General features: G+C 68.1%; 21 protein-coding genes. 15 read left to right on the forward strand and 6 right to left on the reverse strand.

The genetic code is table 11. The annotated features are described in order from the left end of the window. Positions 1 to 63: 63 nt before the first annotated feature. From PGN37_RS13255 to PGN37_RS13265, 3 genes are read right to left on the reverse strand one after another with little or no spacing between them, the layout of a single operon-like run. Entirely contained in the window at positions 64 to 492 is a 429-nt protein-coding gene (locus PGN37_RS13255; RefSeq protein WP_335331490.1) for a TIGR02611 family protein, read from the reverse strand. Continuing rightward, positions 489 to 1,118 carry a PaaI family thioesterase gene (locus PGN37_RS13260; RefSeq protein ID WP_335331491.1) on the reverse strand — a complete coding sequence of 210 codons (630 nt, stop codon included), beginning with the start codon at positions 1,116 to 1,118 and terminating at the stop codon, positions 489 to 491. Before PGN37_RS13260 ends, PGN37_RS13255 begins: the two co-directional genes overlap by 4 nt. Before the next feature lie 21 nt (positions 1,119 to 1,139). Then, entirely contained in the window at positions 1,140 to 1,991 is an 852-nt protein-coding gene (locus PGN37_RS13265) for an aldo/keto reductase (RefSeq protein ID WP_335331492.1), read from the reverse strand. Between the two features lie 37 nt (positions 1,992 to 2,028). On the opposite strand from PGN37_RS13265, the gene PGN37_RS13270 reads away from it, so the two are divergent. Then, on the forward strand, positions 2,029 to 2,526 hold the full coding sequence (locus PGN37_RS13270; RefSeq protein WP_335331493.1) for a DUF1990 family protein: 498 nt from the start codon (positions 2,029 to 2,031) through the stop codon (positions 2,524 to 2,526). 103 nt (positions 2,527 to 2,629) lie between these two features. Further along, positions 2,630 to 3,361, forward strand: a complete 732-nt coding sequence (locus PGN37_RS13275; RefSeq protein WP_442932921.1) for a GAF and ANTAR domain-containing protein — start codon at positions 2,630 to 2,632, stop codon at positions 3,359 to 3,361. A gap of 160 nt (positions 3,362 to 3,521) precedes the next feature. Here PGN37_RS13275 and PGN37_RS13280 read toward each other — a convergent pair whose 3' ends face one another. Further along, positions 3,522 to 4,436 (reverse strand): hypothetical protein, encoded by a 915-nt coding sequence (locus tag PGN37_RS13280; protein WP_335331494.1) that lies wholly within the window; start codon positions 4,434 to 4,436, stop codon positions 3,522 to 3,524. A 1,628-nt stretch (positions 4,437 to 6,064) separates the two neighbouring features. After that, the gene (locus tag PGN37_RS13285) at positions 6,065 to 6,355 is read right to left on the reverse strand and encodes a hypothetical protein (protein WP_335331495.1); all 291 of its coding nucleotides are present in this window, start codon (positions 6,353 to 6,355) and stop codon (positions 6,065 to 6,067) included. A gap of 107 nt (positions 6,356 to 6,462) precedes the next feature. Here PGN37_RS13285 and PGN37_RS13290 point away from each other — a divergent pair, with 107 nt between their 5' ends. From PGN37_RS13290 to dosR, 4 genes are all read left to right on the forward strand, one after another. Beyond that, positions 6,463 to 6,630: a hypothetical protein gene (locus PGN37_RS13290; protein ID WP_335331496.1), complete on the forward strand. Its 168-nt coding sequence runs from the start codon at positions 6,463 to 6,465 to the stop codon at positions 6,628 to 6,630. 725 nt (positions 6,631 to 7,355) lie between these two features. Further along, positions 7,356 to 8,342: an Acg family FMN-binding oxidoreductase gene (locus PGN37_RS13295; RefSeq protein WP_335331497.1), complete on the forward strand. Its 987-nt coding sequence runs from the start codon at positions 7,356 to 7,358 to the stop codon at positions 8,340 to 8,342. After that, positions 8,339 to 9,145 (forward strand): universal stress protein, encoded by an 807-nt coding sequence (locus PGN37_RS13300; protein ID WP_335331498.1) that lies wholly within the window; start codon positions 8,339 to 8,341, stop codon positions 9,143 to 9,145. The genes PGN37_RS13295 and PGN37_RS13300 overlap by 4 nt, the downstream gene beginning before the upstream one ends. Before the next feature lie 40 nt (positions 9,146 to 9,185). After that, entirely contained in the window at positions 9,186 to 9,836 is a 651-nt protein-coding gene (dosR, locus tag PGN37_RS13305) for a hypoxia response regulator transcription factor DosR/DevR (protein WP_335331499.1), read from the forward strand. 1 nt (position 9,837) lies between these two features. Here dosR and PGN37_RS13310 read toward each other — a convergent pair whose 3' ends face one another. After that, positions 9,838 to 11,478, reverse strand: coding sequence for a glycoside hydrolase family 13 protein (locus PGN37_RS13310; RefSeq protein WP_335331500.1), 1,641 nt, complete (start codon positions 11,476 to 11,478; stop codon positions 9,838 to 9,840). A gap of 218 nt (positions 11,479 to 11,696) precedes the next feature. Between PGN37_RS13310 and PGN37_RS13315 the strand changes: the two genes are divergently transcribed. The 9 genes from PGN37_RS13315 to PGN37_RS13355 all read left to right on the forward strand — a co-directional run bounded on the left by PGN37_RS13315 (position 11,697) and on the right by PGN37_RS13355 (position 20,398). Then, positions 11,697 to 13,007, forward strand: coding sequence for an extracellular solute-binding protein (locus PGN37_RS13315; RefSeq protein ID WP_335331501.1), 1,311 nt, complete (start codon positions 11,697 to 11,699; stop codon positions 13,005 to 13,007). Next, the gene (locus tag PGN37_RS13320; protein WP_335331502.1) at positions 13,004 to 13,936 is read left to right on the forward strand and encodes a carbohydrate ABC transporter permease; all 933 of its coding nucleotides are present in this window, start codon (positions 13,004 to 13,006) and stop codon (positions 13,934 to 13,936) included. Before PGN37_RS13315 ends, PGN37_RS13320 begins: the two co-directional genes overlap by 4 nt. Then, complete coding sequence (locus PGN37_RS13325) at positions 13,933 to 14,760, forward strand: carbohydrate ABC transporter permease (protein WP_335331503.1); 828 nt, start codon at positions 13,933 to 13,935, stop codon at positions 14,758 to 14,760. The genes PGN37_RS13320 and PGN37_RS13325 overlap by 4 nt, the downstream gene beginning before the upstream one ends. A 4-nt stretch (positions 14,761 to 14,764) precedes the next feature. After that, on the forward strand, positions 14,765 to 15,964 hold the full coding sequence (locus tag PGN37_RS13330) for an ABC transporter ATP-binding protein (RefSeq protein ID WP_335331504.1): 1,200 nt from the start codon (positions 14,765 to 14,767) through the stop codon (positions 15,962 to 15,964). A 20-nt stretch (positions 15,965 to 15,984) separates the two neighbouring features. Then, positions 15,985 to 17,244 (forward strand): DUF4032 domain-containing protein, encoded by a 1,260-nt coding sequence (locus PGN37_RS13335; protein ID WP_335331505.1) that lies wholly within the window; start codon positions 15,985 to 15,987, stop codon positions 17,242 to 17,244. A gap of 82 nt (positions 17,245 to 17,326) precedes the next feature. After that, complete coding sequence (locus PGN37_RS13340; protein WP_335331506.1) at positions 17,327 to 17,728, forward strand: TOBE domain-containing protein; 402 nt, start codon at positions 17,327 to 17,329, stop codon at positions 17,726 to 17,728. Then, a complete protein-coding gene (modA, locus tag PGN37_RS13345; RefSeq protein WP_335331507.1) occupies positions 17,725 to 18,471 on the forward strand; it encodes a molybdate ABC transporter substrate-binding protein in 747 nt (248 codons plus the stop codon). The genes PGN37_RS13340 and modA overlap by 4 nt, the downstream gene beginning before the upstream one ends. Beyond that, positions 18,468 to 19,283 (forward strand): ABC transporter permease, encoded by an 816-nt coding sequence (locus PGN37_RS13350; RefSeq protein WP_335331508.1) that lies wholly within the window; start codon positions 18,468 to 18,470, stop codon positions 19,281 to 19,283. The genes modA and PGN37_RS13350 overlap by 4 nt, the downstream gene beginning before the upstream one ends. After that, positions 19,280 to 20,398 (forward strand): sulfate/molybdate ABC transporter ATP-binding protein, encoded by a 1,119-nt coding sequence (locus PGN37_RS13355; RefSeq protein ID WP_335331509.1) that lies wholly within the window; start codon positions 19,280 to 19,282, stop codon positions 20,396 to 20,398. Before PGN37_RS13350 ends, PGN37_RS13355 begins: the two co-directional genes overlap by 4 nt. The last annotated feature ends 7 nt before the right edge of the window (positions 20,399 to 20,405 follow it).

The following is a 20,405-nucleotide window of genomic DNA, read 5'->3' on the forward strand; positions in this document are numbered from 1 at the left end:
AGTTCTGCAGCGCGGTCGACCGAACAGGCTCGGCGACCGCGACCATGCTATCGGTGCGGGACCTCAGGACCCGATACCAATAGGGCTTTGCAGCCAGGGCCACTCGATTCCGACCAGCCGGGCCGCGAAGTTGAGCGCCCCGAGCAGCCACAGCGTGCCGACGACGACGGCGGCGGTGAACACGACGCCCAGGATCTTGACCCAGAGCCCCTGGTTCTTGAACCACTCCATGACCTTGTCGTAGCGCTCGCGCACCCACGCCAGGAGGCGGCGAGCCCAGTCGAACTCGGTGGCCAGGATGCCGAGCCCGATGAACACGATCGCCCAGCCGGGTCCGGGATACGGGATCGCGATGATGCCGACCGCGAACACGGCCAGGCCGACCGCGCCGACCACGATGCGGTAGGTCAGATCCGCAGCGGGCCGTTCCCGCAGCCGGTCACGCCACCGGGCCCAGCGCCGCGTGAAGGCGTTGCGTTTGCCGTCGGTCATGGCTGCCCCGGCTTGAGCTTGACGAACAGCGAGTGCGCTTCGGCGAGCACCTGGTCGCCGTCGAGCAGCCGGCCCGAGACGAAGATCTTGCGATCCACGATCTCGTCGATGCCGGCATCGACCCGCAACACCTTGTTCACCGGCACGATCTTGCGGTAATCGACGTGCAGGAATGCGGTGCGTTGGGCCCGGCTCTTGCCCAACTTCGCAGCCGTGAAGCCGAGCAGCGAATCGAAGAGATGGGCGATCGTGCCGCCGTGGGCAGCCCGGTTGCGACCCAGGTGATAGCGCCGGAAGTGGGCGGTCCCGCCGATGCGCTCGTCGTCGGTGACGTGGAGGTCGACGGGCACGTTCAGGATGTTGCCCCGGTTGGGCAGGTCCATCCGACGTCCCGACGGTGACGTCCACTCGTCGGCGTCGAACGGGGCGAGCAGCTCGGAGGCTTGCTCGATGAGGTCCGCTGCGGCGGTGACGACGTCATCAGGTGCGTCGGCGGCGCGCGCGTGGTCTTGCAGCGTGCGTACCGCCTCGACGAACCGTCCGTAGTCGGGGCCGCCACGGGTCGTGGGCCGCGGCGGATTGAAGCCGCCGCCGGACGCGACGTCGGCGGATTCGGGGGCGCTCACCCGCTCACCGTATTGGAGGTGTCAGCTCTGGGCGGCACCGGCTTTGCTCAGCGTTTCGAACTCGTCGTCACTGAGCTCGATCTCGCCGGCCGCCACGTTCTCCTCGAGGTGGGCCACCTTCGACGTCCCGGGGATGGGCAGCATGATCGGCGACCGCTTGAGCAGCCACGCCAACGCCAACTGTGAGGGTGTCGCGCCGTGTTCGGCGGCGATGCGTTGCAGCGGCCCGTCGGCAGCTGCCAACGGGCCTGCCGCCAGCGGGAACCACGGAATGAACGCGATGCCCTGAGCTTCGCAGGCATCGACGAGGGGTTCAGCGCCCCGGGTCGTCAGGTTGTACATGTTCTGCACCGAGACGATCGGCGCCACCTTCTGCGCGGCCTCGAGTTGCTCGACGCCGATCTCCGACAGCCCGATGTGGCGGATCTTGCCCTCCTGCTGCAGTGCCAACAGCTCCCCCACCTGGTCCTCGGCCGGGAACTTGTCGTCGATGCGGTGCAGCTGAAACAGGTCGATGCTGTCCACACCGAGGCGGCGCAGACTCATCTCGCACTCCTGGCGCAGATACGCCGGGTATCCGAGCACGGGCCACTGATCGGGACCGGTGCGCAGCAGCCCCGCCTTGGTGGCGATGACGACGCCGTCGTAGGGGTGCAGCGCTTCCCGAATGAGCTCTTCCGAGATGTAAGGGCCGTACGAGTTCGCGGTGTCGATGAAGTTCACGCCGAGTTCCACGGCCCGACGCAGCACGCGCAGGCATTCGTCGCGGTCTGCGGGCGGACCCCACACGCCCTTGCCGGTCAGGCGCATCGCGCCGAAGGCCAGGCGATTCACGGTGAGATCGGTGCCCAGGGTCAGTGTCGTCGTAGTCACCGCACCGACGCTACGCCCGCGATGCGAAGCTCAACCGGTGAAGTTGAGCGATCTGGCCGGTCTGCCGCTGACCTATCCCGATGTGGGCGCAACCGCCGGCTCACCGCCACCGGGTTATCGGTTCCTCCGTAGGACGTCGGTCATTGGCAGCGGCCGTGAACGATTCGAAGCAGCATCCGCGGCAGGCATGCGTTTCGGCATGTTGCGGGGTGCTGGGCTGCGCGTCGAGGCGACGACGCCGACGGCCCACGTGGGGACGGACGTGCTCGGGCACCTGGGCCCGGTGGTCGCCCCTTGCCGCGTCGTGTACGTCGTCGACGAACCGGACCGACGCGGATTCGCCTACGGCACCCTCCCCGGACACGCGGTCCGTGGCGAGGAGCTGTTCCTGGTGCGCTATGACAGCAGCACAGACCAGGTGATCGCCGAGGTCGCCGCCTTCTCCCGGCCTGCTACGTGGTGGAGCCGCCTCGGGGCTCCGGCGACTTCGCTCATGCAGAAACTGATCGCGGCCCGATACCTCAAGGCGCTCTGAGCAAGCCCGAGGCGGAACGGTCACACAAGTGGCAATGGCATGCCCAGGTGATTTCCAAAGGTCAGCGGTAGATTGATGCCGAATTGACGTAAGAGTTTGGACGGTGGCGGTGGAAGCACAGGTTGACGTGGACGCAGCGCATCTGCGTGTGGCGGAATTGGTGCGAGGTCTGCACAACAGGCCCGATGCTGACGCGGACACGGTGGTCGCTGAACTGGCTGAACATGCGGCCGCCGAGATCCCGGGTGCGCAGTACGCAGGTATCACGCTGACCCGCAACGCTCGCCAGATCGAGACGCCGGCAGCGACCTCGCACTGGCCATTGCTGCTCGACAAGATCCAGCAGCGCTATCACGAAGGCCCGTGCCTGACGGCTGCCTGGGACGAGCAGACGGTGCACGTAGCCGACCTCGAGACCGATACGCGGTTTCCGAACTACCGACGCGATGCGCTGGCGGAAACCCCCATCCGGTCGATCATGGCGTTCCAGCTGTTCATCGCCGATGAGACGCTCGGAGCGCTCAACGTCTACTCCGAAGAGCCCAACGTGTTCACGGCTGACTCGCGAACCATCGGGATGATCTTCGCCGCGCATTCGTCGGTTGCCTGGAATTCGGCCCGCCGGGAAGAACAGTTCAAGAAGGCGCTGTCCAGCCGCGACATGATCGGGCAGGCCAAGGGCATGATCATGGAGCGCTATCGGGTCAACGCGGTGCAGGCCTTCGACGTGCTGCGCAAGCTGTCTCAGGATTCCAATGTGCCACTGATCCAGGTCGCCACCGATCTGGTTACCGGGGCGCTGGCCGAAAACGAGCAGAAGGACCGCCAGCCTTAAGGGGCTGTCGACTCGCGCACCGACTGCCAGCGGTCACCTGTTTCCGTCGTCGTGGTCACTGCAAGGGAACGGCGTGTCCCTCGTTTCGACATCAGCCGAGCCTCCACGGCTGCTCGCTTTCCGGCCTGGCTGAGCTTCGACTCAGCCAGGCCCTGACGATCTACCGACCTTCCCAGCGGTCCCGACGGTCAGCGCCGGCGACAGGTGCCCGCGTCACGTCGGAATCGGCGGCGGGAGCGTGTGCTGCCCCGCCTCCCTGCGATGCCGACCAGTCCGTGCCGACGCAGAGCAGATCGGAGGGCACCGGGATCTCGTTGGGCAGCGGCACCGGCAGACCCGGGATCGACGGGAGATTCAGCGGGGACGGCGAAATCAGGTTGGAGACGCCCGTGGCGAGCAGCGGGGTGACCCCATCCGGGACGGGGGGACCCGAAATCGACACGGCGGCAGGCATTCCGGGCGCAGGCGCCGGCGGCGGAGGCAGAACTCCGGCTACCGACGATGCGGCGTCCTGCACGGTGCGCAGCACCCCAGGCGGGGTCAGCAGATCGCGAACCGTCAGCGAGTTGCCCGGAGCGCCCGGAACCGGTGACGACGGACCACCGTTGTTGATGCTCACCGACGACGGCGGGGTCGGCGGCACCGGCGGCGTTGCAGCCGCTGCAGGAACCGTCACCGCGCCACCGGGACCACCCGGAACCGGAGGCGACACCGCACCCGCAGGCACCGTCACCCCACCACCCGGACCACCCGGAACCGGAGGCGACACCGCACCCGCAGGCACCGTCACCCCACCACCCGGACCACCCGGAACCGGAGGCGACACCGCACCCGCAGGCACCGTCACCCCACCACCCGGACCACCCGGAACCGGAGGCGACACCGCACCCGCAGGCACCGTCACCCCACCACCCGGACCACCCGGAACCGGAGGCGACACCGCACCCGCAGGCACCGTCACCCCACCACCCGGACCACCCGGAACCGGAGGCGACACCGCACCCGCAGGCACCGTCACCCCACCACCCGGACCACCCGGACCCGGAGGCGACACCGCACCCGCAGGAACCGTCACCCCACCACCCGGACCACCCGGAACCGGAGGCGACACCGCACCCGCGTCCCCGAAGACCGGAGCACCGGGGGCGCCGGGAGCACCCGGACCAGGCGTACCTGCAGCAGCGCTGACGGGGGCGCCAGGAGCGCCTGGGACACCGGGACCGACCGCGCCACCTGAACCAACAACCGGAGCTCCCGGTGCGCCCGGAGCAGGCGGCGTCACCAAACCAGCCTCACCCACCACCGGAGCACCCGGCACACCCGGAACATGCGGCGTCACCAAACCAGCCTCACCCACCACCGGAGCACCCGGCACACCCGGAACAGGCGGCGTCGCGATCTCCACCGACGAACCCGCCGGAACCGCAGGCACACCCGGAGCCGGAGGCGTCACCACACCCGACTCACCAACAATCGGAGCACCCGGCACACCCGGAACAGGCGGCGTCGCGATCTCCACCGACGAACCCGCCGGAACCGCAGGCACACCCGGAGCCGGAGGCGTCACCACACCCGACTCACCAACAATCGGAGCACCCGGCACACCCGGAACAGGCGGCGTCGCAATCTCCACCGACGAACCCGCCGGAACCGCAGGCACACCCGGAGCCGGAGGCGTCACCACACCCGACTCACCAACAATCGGAGCACCCGGCACACCCGGAACAGGCGGCGTCGCGATCTCCACCGACGAACCCGCCGGAACCGCAGGCACACCCGGAGCCGGAGGCGTCACCACACCCGACTCACCAACAATCGGAGCACCCGGCACACCCGGAACAGGCGGCGTCGCAATCTCCACCGACGAACCCGCCGGAACCGCAGGCACACCCGGAGCCGGAGGCGTCGCAATCTCCACCGACGAACCCGCCGGAACCGCAGGCACACCCGGAGCCGGAGGCGTCGCAATCTCCACCGACGAACCCGCCGGAACCGCAGGCACACCCGGAGCCGGAGGCGTCGCAATCTCCACCGACGAACCCGCCGGAACCGCAGGCACACCCGGAGCCGGAGGCGTCGCAATCTCCACCGACGAACCCGCCGGAACGGCAGGCGCGGGAGGAGCCGGGGGCGAGAAGGTCTCGACCGAACTAGATGACGGCGTCGCGGGAGTCGGAGGTGCAGGCGGGGAGAACGTTTCGACCGAGCTGGCGACCGGAGTCGCAGGCACACCCGGAGCCGGAGGCGTCACCACACCCGACTCACCAACAACCGGAGCACCCGGCACACCCGGAACAGGCGGCGTCACACCCTCCACCGACGAACCCACCGGCACCGCAGGCACACCCGGCGCAGGAGGCGCCACCACACCCGACTCACCAACCACCGGAGCACCCGGCACACCCGGCGCAGGCGGCGTCACACCCTCCACCGACGAACCCACCGGAACCGCCGGCACACCCGGAGCCGGAGGCGCCACCACACCCGACTCACCAACAACCGGAGCACCCGGCACACCCGGCGCAGGCGGCGTCACACCCTCCACCGACGAACCCACCGGCACCGCAGGCACACCCGGCGCAGGAGGCGCCACCACACCCGACTCACCAACAACCGGAGCACCCGGCACACCGGGTGCCGGCGGCGCGGGATTGCCTGCGGCAGAACCAATTGGTGCACCCGGAGCACCTCCGGAGCCAGGAGTCACGGCACCGCCGGCACCCTCAACCGGCGCACCGACGCCAGGCATGCCGGCTGGCGGCACGACACCTGCCTCACCAATGACCGGCGCACCAGGAACACCCGGAACCGGCGGAGCACCAGCACCCACCGGAACACCCACCGGCGCACCAGGAACACCCGGAACCGGCGGCACACCAGCACCCACCGGAACACCCACCGGCGCACCAGGAACACCCGGAACCGGCGGCAGGGCCGTCCCGGCGTCACCGACGATCGGCGCACCGGGAACGCCCGGCAACGGCGGGCCCGCATTGACAAGTGGTGTCGCGACAGGCGCCCCCGGCACAGGCGGCGACGGCGGCGTCACACCCGCGACGGGCGTCACCGCACCGCTCGGAGGTACCGGCGGAACAGGAGGCGTGCCGGCTCCACTCGGCACGGCCACCGGAACCCCGGGAGTTCCCGGTGCGGGCGGCGTGACACCGGACGACGAGGTGGACACCGACGCCGGCGGCCGCGGCGGTGTCGGCGGCCGTCCCGCCGACGACGAACTGGCCGGCGGCACGACGACGGGCGGAGTGGGCTGACCCGGACCGGCGGTGAGCGACGATGCGGCGTTCTGCAGTGCCTGCGGAATGTCGGCCGGCCGACTCGCGATTTGCTGGAGGATGCCGACGCACGGCACGCCACCCCGGCCGGGCTCGGCGGCGGCAAGCGGCGTCAACAGCGGCGCGCTCAAGAACATCCCCGCGCTGCCCATCATGACGACGACGATGCCCTTCTTGGTCCGTGACATGCGCTCCCAGTCCTTCTGCGTCGTGCTGCAATTCCGATCAGTTACTGGGCTTACTGAACCGACAATTTCGGAAATCGCCGACGCGACAAATCCGGCGTTACGCAACCGTTGCCAAGGAGAAGCAATCCCGTTGCGATCGCGTCGCGGTGAGCTGGGGTTATTCGAATTGGCCACGTCCCGACATGCCAACCTCCGAAGGCGCTGTGAGTTTTGACGCACCGGTGAACGCCGTCGGAGGGGCCCATTCGGAGTCCGGACCACACCCGTCTCGCAAACCCGACTGCCATCGTTGCGCCAGTGCACTTTTCGCGCGCGGACTCGCTTTTGGTCGTCATATGCCGCTGCGCCGCCCGCTGAGGCCGACCGAGCGGCTGCGCTAATGAGCAGATCAGAGTCTGGCGTTCACGTCGGCGTTGCTGAGGATCGCGAGGGACACGTCACACCGGATAGGGACCATTGGCCCTGTCCCGGGCGCCCCGCACCGCGCAGTCTGACATCAGAGGACATGGAGGTGCGATGACCACGCAGCAGATCGGATACGAGCCGGTCGTCGATGCGTTGCAGGTGGCGTGCCGGGCGCCGTCGTTCCACAACACGCAGCCGTGGCGCTGGACGCTGACCGGGAGCACCGTCGACCTGTATCTCGATCCGTCCCGCCGCGCCGAGGCGGCCGACCACACCGGACGCCAAGCCCTGCTGAGTTGCGGAGCCGCACTGGACCATTTCCGGGTCGCCATCGCAGCAGCGGGATGGCACGGAGAGGTCACTCGCTTCCCGGATCCGGAAAACCTGCAGCACCTCGCCAGCATCGAGCTGGTCGCAGCACACTCGGCCAGCGTCGAACAACGACGCCGCGCCGACGCCATCATGGCGCGCCGCACCGACCGCCTGGCATTTCTCGAACCTCCCCACGCCGCCGACCACCTCGTCAAGGCCTCTGAACACGCCGACGCCGTCCGTCTCGACGTCATCGCCGATCAGCACCGAGCGACCGTGGCGGAGCTCTCCCATCTGACCGATGCCGTGCGAATGTTCGACACGCGGTACCACTCCGAACTCAATTGGTGGACAGACACTTTCGCATCCGATGCCGGAATTCCCGCGAGTGCGCTGATTTCCGCGCCGGAAAGCGACCGTGTCGCGGTCGGACGCAACTTTCCCGTCACCAACCGGGCGGAACGGCGTACCGAGGTGGCGGAAGACCGCGCACACATTCTCGTCGTGTCCTCCGTCGACGACTCCCCCGACAGCGTATTGCGTTGCGGCGAGGCCCTTTCGGCGATTGTTCTCGATGCGACGATGTCGGGACTGGCGACGTGCATCGTCACGCACGTGACCGAGTTCGAGAGCGGACGAGATGTCGTGGCGTCGTTGATCGGCGGTGACGCGATTCCGCAGGCACTGGTCCGCATCGGCCGGGCACCTGTGCTCGAATCACCGCCGCCGCCGACGCCACGACGAGATGTCCACGACGTGCTGCACCTCTACCGGGAGTCGCCGTGATCACCGTGAAGACCCCGGCGGTGGTGGTGGGCGTCGACGGGTCTGCCGCCGCGCTGGACGCCGCGCTGTGGGCCATCGACGAAGCCGAGCATCGCGGCGTCCCCCTGCACCTGATCTACGCCGTCGATCCGACTGACCCAGATGCTCAGGCACAACGACTGGCGTGCGCGCGCACGGCCGTGAAAGACGTTGCGAACGCTGTCGAATCGACCGGGCGGCACGTCGGCATCGAGACCAGCATCCTGCAGGGGCGTCCCGTGGAGACCCTGCTGCGCGCGTCGCGCTCGGCACTGATGCTCTGCGTCGGGGCGCGGGGACTGCAGCATTCGACCCACGGCCGAATCGGCTCCACCGCGGCAGCGCTTTCGGCCGGCGCGCAGTGCCCGGTCGCCGTCGTGCGCTCTCACCGAGTGCACGGCCGAAAGCGACGCTCCGTCATCGTCGAACTGCCTGAGCGTTGCACGGCCGGTCTGCTGCTCGACCGGGGGCTGGAAGAGGCGCGGCGTCGCAATGCCCCGCTGCGGATCGTCGCAACCTCGCCCCGCACGGCGGACACCCACACACAGTGGGAGCGCCGTCTCGCCGAATCACGACGCAGATATCCACAACTCGACATCAGGTCGGTCAGCTGCGACTCCGACGCCCTCGGCTATGTGGCGGCCAACGCCGACGACGTCGCGCTGATGGTGACCAGCCGCGCGCGCCGGGGTGGCCTGACAGAACTCCTGGGCGCAGCCGGCAACGCCGCCCTGCGTGACACCGACTGTTCCATCCTGATCTGCGATCCGCAGACCGCACTGTGACCCGGAGGGCTGACCGCTGAACGACGGCTCCGCGACCAAGGTGAAGGTCTTCCTGGTCGACGACCACGAGGTGGTGCGTCGCGGCCTGATCGAACTCCTCGGCACCGACGGCGAACTCGACGTGATCGGTGAGGCCGGCTCGGTGTCGGAGGCGTTGGCGCGGATCCCGGCCGCGCAACCCGATGTCGCCGTGCTCGACGTTCGACTACCCGACGGCAACGGCATCGAATTGTGTCGCGATCTGCTGTCCGCCATGCCGAATCTGCGCTGCCTGATGCTGACCTCGTACACGTCCGACGAGGCGATGCTCGACGCGATCCTCGCCGGCGCCAGCGGGTACGTGGTCAAGGACATCAAGGGCATGGAGCTCGCCCAGGCCATCAAAGACGTCGGAGCCGGACGGTCGCTGCTGGACAACCGCGCCGCAGCCGCGTTGATGGCGACGGTCCGCGGCGGCGGGCGCGCCAACGATCCCCTCTCGGGACTCACCGATCAGGAGCGGGTGCTGCTCGATCTTCTCGGCGAAGGGCTGACCAACCGCCAGATCGCGGCCCGAATGTTCCTGGCCGAGAAGACGATCAAGAACTATGTGTCACGGCTGCTGGCCAAACTCGGCATGGAGAGGCGCACACAAGCGGCGGTGTTCATCTCCAAACTCGCCCAGCAAAGTGCCAACGATCCGCCGAGATAGGTCAGCCCGAACGCAGCCAGACGGCGGTATCCGGTGGCAGAGCCGTCTGCACACCCTCCGCCGAGGCCAGCACCACCGACCCCGACTCAGGCAGCGGCACCTCGACGTCACCCGTGTTGACCCAGCATTGCGCAGCCCCGCGTTCGAAGGCGAAGACCCCGGCGGGCGTGGTCAGCCATTTGAGATCGCCTGCGTCGTGCCACATCTGCGCGCGCAGACCGAGGGCGCGTCGGTAGAGGTTCAGCGTCGACTCGGTGTCGCGGTCCTGCGCCTCCACGCTGTGCTCGGCCCAGTGCCCGGGTTGCGGCAGCCACGTGACCGCGGTGGAATCTGCGGCAAAGCCATAGGGCACGTCAGTCGCCGTCCACGGCAACGGGATTCGACACCCGTCGCGGCCGACGTCGGTGAATCCGGACTGCACCCATGTCGGGTCCTGACGCACCTCGTCGGGGAGGTCCTCGATCTCCTCGAGCGCGAGTTCCTCGCCCTGGTAGATGTACGCCGTCCCGGGCAGTGCGAGTTGCACCAGCGCCGCGGCACGGGCGCGACGCCGGCCGATCACGTGGTCGGGATCCTCGTCGGCCCATCGACCCCGCTCCCAATCCGTTTCGATCAGATGCTCGGGTTGAGAGCGCGAGAACCGGGTGACGGTGCGGGTGACGTCGTGGTTGGACAGCACCCACGTCGGCGGCGCACCCACCGTGGCGGCCGCGCTGATCGCATCGTCGACGACGGTGCGCAGTACCTCGGCGCGCCACGGGGCACGCAGGAAGTCGAACTGAAATGCCGTGTGCAGCTCGTCGGGTCGTAGATAGCGGGCCAACCGTTCGTTGCTCGGCACCCACGCCTCGGCGATGAAGATGCGCTCGGGCGTGTAGCGCTGCGCCACTGCCCGCCACCCGCGGTAGATCTCGTGCACGCCGTCCTGGTCCCAGGCAGGATGCCCCTCGCGCGACTGCACCAGACTTTGCGCCGCATCGTCGGGATCGGCGGTGTCGGGCAGACCATCGCCTTTGACCATGCCGTGCGCCACATCGATGCGGAAGCCGTCCACGCCCCGGTCGAACCAGAACGCCAGGATGTCTTCGAATTCGGTTCGCACCTCGGGGTTGTCCCAATTGAGGTCCGGCTGACCGGGCGCGAACAAATGGAGGTACCACTGCCCGTCCGGAAGCCGGGTCCACGCCGGCCCACCGAACACGCTCTGCCAGTTGTTCGGTGGCTGAGCACCGTCGGGGCCGCGGCCGGACCGGAAGTGGTAGCGCTGACGCGCGCCCGGTTCGTCGGCCACCGCAGCCCGGAACCAGGCGTGGTGGTCTGAGGTGTGGTTGGGCACGATGTCGAGCAGCACCCGGATGCCCTGATCGTGCGCTTCGGCGATCAAGGCTTGCGCGTCGGCCAGGGTGCCGTAGGCGGGTTCGATGTTGCGATAGTCGGCGACGTCGTAGCCGGCGTCGGCCATCGGCGACGGATACCAGGGGTTGATCCAGATCGCGTCGACGCCCAACTGCGCGAGGTACGGCAGCCGACTCCTCAGACCTGCGACGTCGCCGACGCCGTCGCCGTTGCCGTCGGCGAAGCTGCGGATGTAGACCTGGTACACGACGGCGGTCTGCCACCACGGGGACTCGGCGCGGGCCACGGCACTCCTTTTCGACACGTGTGGACGTGCGTCCACGGTAGTGAACGCAGAGACGTCACGACACCTGAAGCGGGGCCGCGCCCTCACCGCCGACGCATGCCGCGCCGATACGAGACCACAGCGCAGGAGTTCCTGTGAACTGTGACACACTCGTCGCTGTACCGAATGTGCTGGTCGTGGGCCTTCATCGGAACCGCGACGTCATAGACGAGGACGAGATGAAACGAATTCAGTTCGCCCGCGGGCGACGACGTCGGGCAATCGCGCTGGCAAGCGCGCCTCTGCTCGCCGCCACGCTGTTGTCCGGATGCGGCAGCGACGGTGGGCCTCCGACCCTGACGTGGTACATCCTTCCCGACAACGGCGGCTCTGCCGCGCGCGCCCAGGAGTGCGAAGCCGCCTCGGGCGGCGCCTACCGCGTGCGCATCGAATCCCTGCCCTCGACGGCGACCGCGCAGCGGGAGCAGATGGTGCGCCGCCTCGCCGCCGGGGACACCTCGATCGATCTGGTCAGCATGGACGTCGTGTTCACCGCGGAGTTCGCCAACGCAAATTTCCTGCGGCCCTACACGCCCGAGGAGACGCAGCGGCTGACCGCGGGGATGCTGCCCGCCCCGGTGAAGACCGGGATGTGGGAGGACAAACTCTTCGGCGCGCCCTACAAGTCCAACGCCCAGCTGCTTTGGTACCGCAAATCGGCGGCTGCCGCAGCCGGCGTCGACCCGACGAGCCCCTCGTTCACGTGGGACGAGATGATCAAAGCGGCTGTCGGACAACAGAAAAAGGTCGCCGTTCAGGCGCAGCGCTACGAGGGCTACACCGTGTTGATCAATGCGCTGGTGCTCTCCGGCGGCGGCGCCCTACTCGAGGACGTGGAGGCCGGCCGCAACGCCAAGCCGTCGCTGGCCAGCCCGGCCGGCGAGAAGGCTGCCGAGATCGTCGGCACACTCGGACGCTCCCCCGCCGCCCCCACCGATCTGTCGAACGCCTCGGAGGAACAGGCACGCGCCAACTTCCAGTCCGATCAGGGCATGTTCATGGTGAACTGGCCCTACGTGCTGGCCGCGGCGCGCAGCGCCGCCGAGGAGGGCACGCTCGCCCAGTCTGTCGTCGATGACATCGGCTGGGCCCGCTACCCGCGGGTGGCGGCCGACAAGCCCAGCGCCCCGCCGCTGGGGGGTGCCAACCTCGGCGTCGGCGCCTACACCAAGCATCCCGATCAGGCGGTGGCTCTGGTCGAGTGCATCAACGCCGAACCGAAGGCCACCAAGTACATGCTCGACGAGAGCGAGCCGTCGCCGTACGCCGCGTCGTATGACGATCCGAAGATCCGCGAGGAGTACGCCAACGCCGACCTGATCCGCGAATCGATCGGCGACGGCGGCCCTCGGCCACCGACCCCCTTCTACACCGACATCTCCGGCGCGATCCAGCAGACATGGCATCCGCCGGCCTCGGTGAATGCCGACACCCCGGAAAGGACAGACCAATTCATGGCTGACGTGCTCGCGGGCAGGCGCCTGCTGTGACGACGCTCCACGATCCGCCGCTGCAGAAAGAGCCGGGCCAACCGTCGGTCAGCGAGCGCGCCAAAGGTGAACGTCGGCTCGGCCTCTACCTGACCTTGCCGTCCTACATCGTCATGCTCCTGGTCACCGCCTACCCGCTCGGGTACGCACTGGTGTTGTCGCTCTACAACTTCCGACTGACCGACCCGGAAGGTCGCAGCTTCGTCGGCCTGTCCAACTACGGGGTGATCCTCACAGACCCGGTGTGGTGGAACGACTTCGTCACCACGCTCGCGATCACCGTCGTCACGGTCGCAGTCGAACTCGTGCTGGGCTTCTGGTTCGCGTTCGTCATGCTGCGCATCGTGCGGGGGCGCGGGCCGCTGCGCACCGCGATCCTGATCCCCTACGGCATCGTCACCGTGGTCTCGGCGTTCATCTGGCGCTATGCGTTCGCGATCGACTCGGGCTTTGTCAACCAGTGGTTGAACCTCACGGATTTCGACTGGTTCGGCGACCGCTGGTCGGCCATCTTCGTCATCTGCCTGTCGGAGATCTGGAAGACGACGCCGTTCATCTCGCTGCTGCTGCTCGCGGGGCTGGTGCAGGTACCCGAGGACATGCAGGAGGCTGCGAAGGTCGACGGCGCCACCGCATGGCAGCGTCTGTGGAAGGTGACGCTGCCCAACATGAAAGCGGCGATCATGGTGGCGCTGCTGTTCCGCACTCTCGATGCGTGGCGGATCTTCGACAACCCGTACGTGATGACCGCCGGCGCCAACAACACCGAGACCATCTCCTTCCTGGCTTACCGGCAGAACGTGACGCTGGTGAATCTCGGTATGGGGTCGGCGGTTTCGGTGCTGCTGTTCCTGTCCGTGGTGGCGATCGCGTGGATCTTCATCAAGGTCTTCAAAACCGACCTGTCGCAAGTCAGGGGTGACCAGTGACCAAGAGCACCAAATGGTGGACGATCGCCGGCATCGTCATCGTCATCTACAGCTTCGTGCCGATGCTCTGGATGATCAGCCTGGCGTTCAAACCGCCGTCCGACATCGTCTCGGGCAAGCCGTCATTCCTGCCGAGCACGTTCACGCTGGACAATTTCGCGCAGATCTTCAGCAACGAGCTGTTCACGCGGGCGCTGATCAACTCGATCGGCATCGCGATCATCGCAACGGTGATCTCGGTGATCATCGCGATGTTCGCCGCGTATGCCATTGCGCGCCTGGAGTTCCCCGGCAAGAAGGTGCTGCTGTCGCTGGCCCTGGGCATCGCGATGTTCCCGCAGGCTGCGCTGGTCGGTCCGCTGTTCGACATGTGGCGCGGGCTGGGCATCTACGACACGTGGCTCGGTCTGATCATCCCGTACCTGACGTTCGCTCTGCCGCTGTCCATCTGGACGATGTCGGCGTTCTTCCGCCAGATTCCCTGGGAGATGGAACACGCCGCGCAGGTGGACGGCGCCACCCAGTGGCAGGCGTTCCGCAAGGTGATCGTGCCGCTGGCCGCGCCGGGCGTCTTCACCACCGCGATCCTGACGTTCTTCTTCTGCTGGAACGACTTCCTGTTCGCGATCTCGCTGACCTCGACCGACAGCGCCCGCACGGTGCCGGCGGCGCTGGCGTTCTTCCAGGGTGCCTCGTACTTCGAGTCGCCGGTCCCCTACATCATGGCCGCGTCGGTGATCGTCACGATCCCCGTCGTCATCCTCGTTCTCATCTTCCAGCGGCGCATCGTCGCCGGCCTGACATCCGGAGCAGTGAAGGGATAACCCCATGGCAGCAATCACGATGCGCAACATCGTCAAGAAGTACGGCGACGGTTATCCGGCCGTCAACGACGTCAGTCTCGACATCGCCGACGGCGAGTTCATGATCCTGGTCGGCCCCTCGGGGTGCGGGAAGTCCACGCTGTTGCGGATGATCGTCGGACTCGAGGACATCTCCTCGGGCGACATGATGATCGGTGACAAGCGGGTCAACGACAAGGCGCCGCGAGATCGCAACCTGTCGATGGTGTTCCAGAACTACGCGCTCTACCCGCATCTGACCGTGTTCGAGAACATCGCGTTCCCGCTGCGGCTGTCGGGCAAGCTGTCCGACGACGAGATCCGCAAGCGGGTGGATGAGGCTGCCAAGACGTTGGAACTGGGCGAGCACCTGGACCGCAAGCCGGCGAACCTCTCCGGTGGTCAGCGCCAGCGCGTCGCGATGGGCCGGGCGATCGTCAGGGAAGCCGATGCGTTCCTGTTCGACGAGCCGCTGTCGAACCTCGACGCGAAGCTGCGCGGCCAGATGCGTACCGAGATCCTGCGTCTGCAGCGCAAACTCGGTGTCACGACGGTCTACGTCACTCACGACCAGACCGAGGCCATGACGCTCGGCGACCGGGTTGCAGTGCTGAAAAAGGGTGTGCTGCAGCAGGTCGCCAGCCCGCGTGAGCTCTACGACCAGCCGGTGAACCTCTTCGTCGCCGGCTTCATCGGCTCCCCGCCGATGAACTTCGTGCCCGCGCGGGTGCGCGGCGATCAGCTCGAGCTGCCGTTCGTGACGATCCCGCTGCGCGACGAATGGCGCGGTGCGGTTTCTGACGGCACGCTCTACATCGCCGGGATTCGACCGGGCGCGTTCGAAGACGCCGAGTTCGTCGACGACGACAAGCGTTCGCGCGGCGTCACGTTCGACGTCACGGTCGACATGGTCGAGTGGCTGGGCAATGAGCAGTACGCCTTCGTGCCCTTCGACGCGACGCCCGAGATCAAGGACCAGCTGGCGGAGTTGGCCAAGGACCTCGACAGCGAGCAGCTGCGCACCCAGCTGTGTGTGGAACTCGATCCGCTGAGCCGGGTCCGCATCGGCGACAAGGCCACGCTGTGGCTGGACGCCGAACGACTGCACCTGTTCGATCCGCAGAGCGGCGAGAACCTCACGCGGGCAAGCCAATCCAGTGGCCGGCACGCGGCGTCCGCCGGCTGAGCCGACGAGCGAATCCGGCCATGGCCGCTCCTGAGCTGCGGCTGCGCGCTCCCTGCCCGGAGCTGCTCGTGCTGCCGTGGGAGCGGCCGCTGGCGGACTGGGCCGCGCCGGAGGTCCCGCTGCGCGATCTACCGGTGGGGCCCAGCCGGCACCTGGTCCGGTTCGTCGAGTGTGACGGTGAGCTGTGGGCACTGAAGGAATTGCCCCCGCGGATCGCGCGCCGTGAATACGACGTGCTGCGCACGTTGGAAGACATGGGGCTCAACGCTGTCCGACCCGCAGGGCTGGTGTTCCAACCCGATTTCGACACCGCAATCCTGCTGACCCGCTACCTCACCGGTTCGTGGCAGTACCGCAGGATGTTCATGCGTCTGCCGCCCGATGCACCCAAACACCGGGCCCGGCTGTTCGACGCGATGGCCACCCTGCTGGTGGAGCTGCACCGCCACGGCGTGTTCTGGGGTGACTGCTCGCTGGCCAACACGCTGTTCTCCCGCGACGGACAGGTGCTGCAGGCGTTCCTGGTCGACGCCGAGACCAGCGAGGTCCATTCGAGCCTGTCGAACGGTCAGCGCATGCAGGACATCGACATCACGGTCGAGAACGTGGCCGCGGGTCTGCTCGATGTCGCCGCCCGGCTGGATCGACCGGAGCTGCAGGCGGGCTTCATCGCCGAAGCACTCGCGATCCGCGAGCGGTACGAGCAGTTGTGGGAATTGCTGCATGCCGCACCGACATTCGGTTTCGCCGACCGGTACCGGGTGGAAGGCACGATCCGCAAGCTCAACGAGCTCGGCTTCGCGGTCGACGAGGTGTCCCTGCAACCGGTCAGCTCTGGCGCCGACGAGCTGCGCCTGCACGTCGCCGTGGGTGACCGTCGCTATCACGCCACGCAGCTGCAGCGGCTCACCGGCCTGGACGTCGGCGAGGGGCAGGCTCGCATCCTGCTCGGTGATCTGCACGCCTACCAGGGCCAGCTGTGCCGAGAGGTCGGCCACGACGTCGACGAGCGCACCGCAGGACAACTCTGGGTGATGGAAGTGGCGACACCGACGATGCACCGGGCGCACGCCGCCGTCGGACGGACCGGTACTCCGATACAGGCGTATTGCGATCTGCTCGAGGTGCGCTGGCTGCTGTCCGAACGCGCCGGCCAGGACGTCGGCACGGAGCGGGCGCTCCATGCCCTGGCCCGCAGGGTCGTGCCGTCGGAGTCGGCGGCGCAGTTGGCCGTTGTCGAGACCCCCACCGAGCCGTTCTCGGTGCTCGACGACGAGTAGCTTCTGCGGAGGCTATGGAGCCATCGATCCGCAGATGTGGTTCAATGCTGCCACTCTGTCCGTATCTGCGAAAGGCAGTCACGTGCCGGCGATCCGGATCAAAGAGGCCGCGACGTTGCTCGGCGTCAGCGATGACACGGTGCGCCGGTGGATCGACAGCGGCGCGTTGGCCGCGACGTCGGACGACGCCGGGCGCAAGGTGATCTCGGGTGCCGACCTCGCCGACTTCGCCGTCCGGCACTCCACTCCGCCCCCCGATCCGTTCGGTGTGGCCAGCTCGGCACGCAACCGCTTCGTCGGGTTGGTGACCAAGGTGACCTCCGACCGGGTGATGAGCGAGGTTCAACTGCAGTGCGGACCGTTCACGGTGGTGTCGCTGATGAGCACGGAATCGGTCACCCAGCTGGGACTGGAGCCGGGCGTCGTCGCCGTCGCGGCGGTGAAGGCCACCACGGTGATCGTCGAGACGGCAGGGGAACGATGAGAAGAGTCCTGGCGGCCGCGCTGGTCGTGACGGCGATGGCCGTCGCCGGCTGCTCGTCACCCCCCACGAACACGGGCATCACCGTGTTCGCCGCTGCCTCCCTCAAGGCGGTGTTCACCGAACTGGGGACGGCATTCGAAAAGGATCATCCCGGCACCACCGTGACGTTCAGCTTCGCCGGCTCGTCCGATCTGGTGACCCAGCTGACCCAGGGGGCGACGGCGGACGTGTTCGCCTCGGCCGACACCACCAACATGACCAAGGCCGAGTCCGCCGGATTGGTGTCCGGCAAGCCCGTGAATTTCGCGGCCAACCATCTGACGATCGTGACGCCACCCGGGAATCCCTCGCGCATAGGCTCTTTCGCCGATCTCGCCCGCAGCGGAACACAGGTGGTCGTGTGCGCGCCGCAGGTTCCGTGCGGCGCAGCCGCCGAACGGCTGGAGAAGATCACCGGGGTGACGCTGACCCCGGTGAGCGAAGAATCCTCGGTCACCGACGTGCTCGGCAAGGTCACCTCGGGGCAGGCCGACGCGGGACTCGTCTACACCACCGACGCACGCTCCGCCGGCGCGAAGGTCGACGCCATCGCGTTCCCCGAATCCTCTCGCGCTGTCAACACCTATCCCATCGCGGTGCTGAACAGCGCGCAGAACAGCTCGGCGGCACAACAATTCGTGGATCTGGTGACCGGTCCGCGTGGGCGTGAGACGTTGGCGGCGGCCGGCTTCGCGGCACCGTGACCGGACGGCGGCGGGCCGGAGGTGCGGTTCCCGTCGGACTCCCCGGCTGGATCTATTTCCCGGCACTGCTCGGCGCCGCGTTCCTGATCGTTCCGCTGCTCGCGATCGTCGCGCGGGTCGACTGGGCACACTTCATTCCCCTGATCACCTCCGAATCCGCCCGTGCTGCACTGCTGTTGAGCATCAAGACCGCCGCGGCGAGTACTGCGCTGTGTGTGCTGCTGGGCGCGCCGATGGCCCTCGCACTGGCCCGCAGCCACCTGCCCGGTCGATCGGTGGTGCGCGCGCTGATCCTGCTGCCGCTGGTGCTGCCGCCCGTGGTTGGTGGACTGGCGCTGCTCTACACCTTCGGCCGGCAGGGCCTGCTGGGCCATCAGCTCGAGGTGCTCGGGCTGCGGGTGGCGTTCTCCACCACGGCGGTGGTGCTGGCACAGACCTTCGTCTCGCTGCCGTTTCTGGTCCTCAGCCTCGAAGGCGCATTGCGCACCGCCGGGCAGGGCTACGAGCAGGTGGCCGCCACACTGGGCGCCGGCCCCACCACGGCGCTGCGCACCGTGACGATTCCGCTGGTGTTGCCGGGTCTGGTTTCAGGCGCGGTGCTCGCATTCGCCAGATCGTTGGGCGAGTTCGGCGCGACGTTGACGTTCGCGGGCTCGCTGCAGGGAGTGACGAGGACGCTTCCACTGGAGATCTACCTGCAGCGCGAGACCGACGCTGACGCCGCGGTGGCGCTCTCTCTTCTGCTCATCGCGGTCGCGGCGGTGATCGTGGTGGTCACGGCAGGGCGACGATCAGCGGGGTCCCTCCCATGAGCGGTGTGGACGCCCGCCTGGCACTCGCGCAGCGCGGAATCGACCTCGAGATCGCGGTCGCCGATGGCGAGGCGATGGCGGTGCTCGGACCGAACGGCGTGGGCAAATCCACAGTCATGCAGGCCATCGCCGGTCTCGTCCGGCTCGACACCGGCCACGTGCGTATCGGCGACCACGTCGTCACCGACGTGCAGGCGGGCGTCTTCGTGCCGGCGCACCGGCGCGGGGTCGCACTGCTGGACCAGCGGCCCCTGCTGTTCCCGCATCTGAGCGTGGCCGCCAACGTCGGCTACGCGCCGCGGTGTCGCGGCCTGTCCCGCCGGGCCGCAGCCGATCGGGCGCGCCACTGGCTCGACGCCGTGGACGCCGGTCACCTGGCCGAGCGCCGGCCTTCTCAGCTGTCGGGCGGGCAGGCTCAACGCGTCGCGCTGGCGCGGGCGCTGGCTGCCGAACCACGAGTCCTGCTGCTCGACGAGCCTTTCGCGGCCCTGGATGTCGGCGCAGCGGCGGCGTTGCGACGAACGGTGCGCGATCTGCTCCGACAGGAATCCCGCAGCGCGCTGATCGTCACGCACGACGTCCTCGACGCGCTCGCTATCGCGGACACCGCGGTGGTCATCGAGGGCGGTCGTGTCGTCGAACGCGGAGCTGTGCGATCGGTGCTGACCGCTCCGCGCAGCGATTTCGCGGCCAGCATCGCGGGAGTGAACCTGGTGTCCGGCAGGGCCGCCGGCCGAGGAACGCTGCGCACGCCATGGGGACTCGAACTCGCAGGCACCGGCGACGCGCAGCCCGGGGTCGCCGCCGTCGCGCTGTTCTCCCCGGCGGCGGTCGCCGTCCATGCCGAACCTCCGCGAGCCAGCCCGCGCAACGTCATCCCGACCACCATCGCCGACGTGGTGCTGCGCGGCGATGCGGTCCGCATCCGGGGCGCCGATCTGCCCGACGGCAGCCCCGGGCTCGCCGCCGATGTCACACCCGCGGCGGTGCTGGATCTGGGTCTGGAGCCCGGGCAGGACGTCTTCTTCGTCGTGAAGGCACAAGAAATCGGCATCCACCCGGCTCCGCTTCGTGCCCCGCGCGCCGCCCCCGACCTCCGCGACGACGTGCGCTAGCGTCACA

The sequence above is a fragment of the Mycobacterium kyogaense genome (genome assembly GCF_036946525.1).
Classification (GTDB): domain Bacteria; phylum Actinomycetota; class Actinomycetes; order Mycobacteriales; family Mycobacteriaceae; genus Mycobacterium; species Mycobacterium kyogaense_A.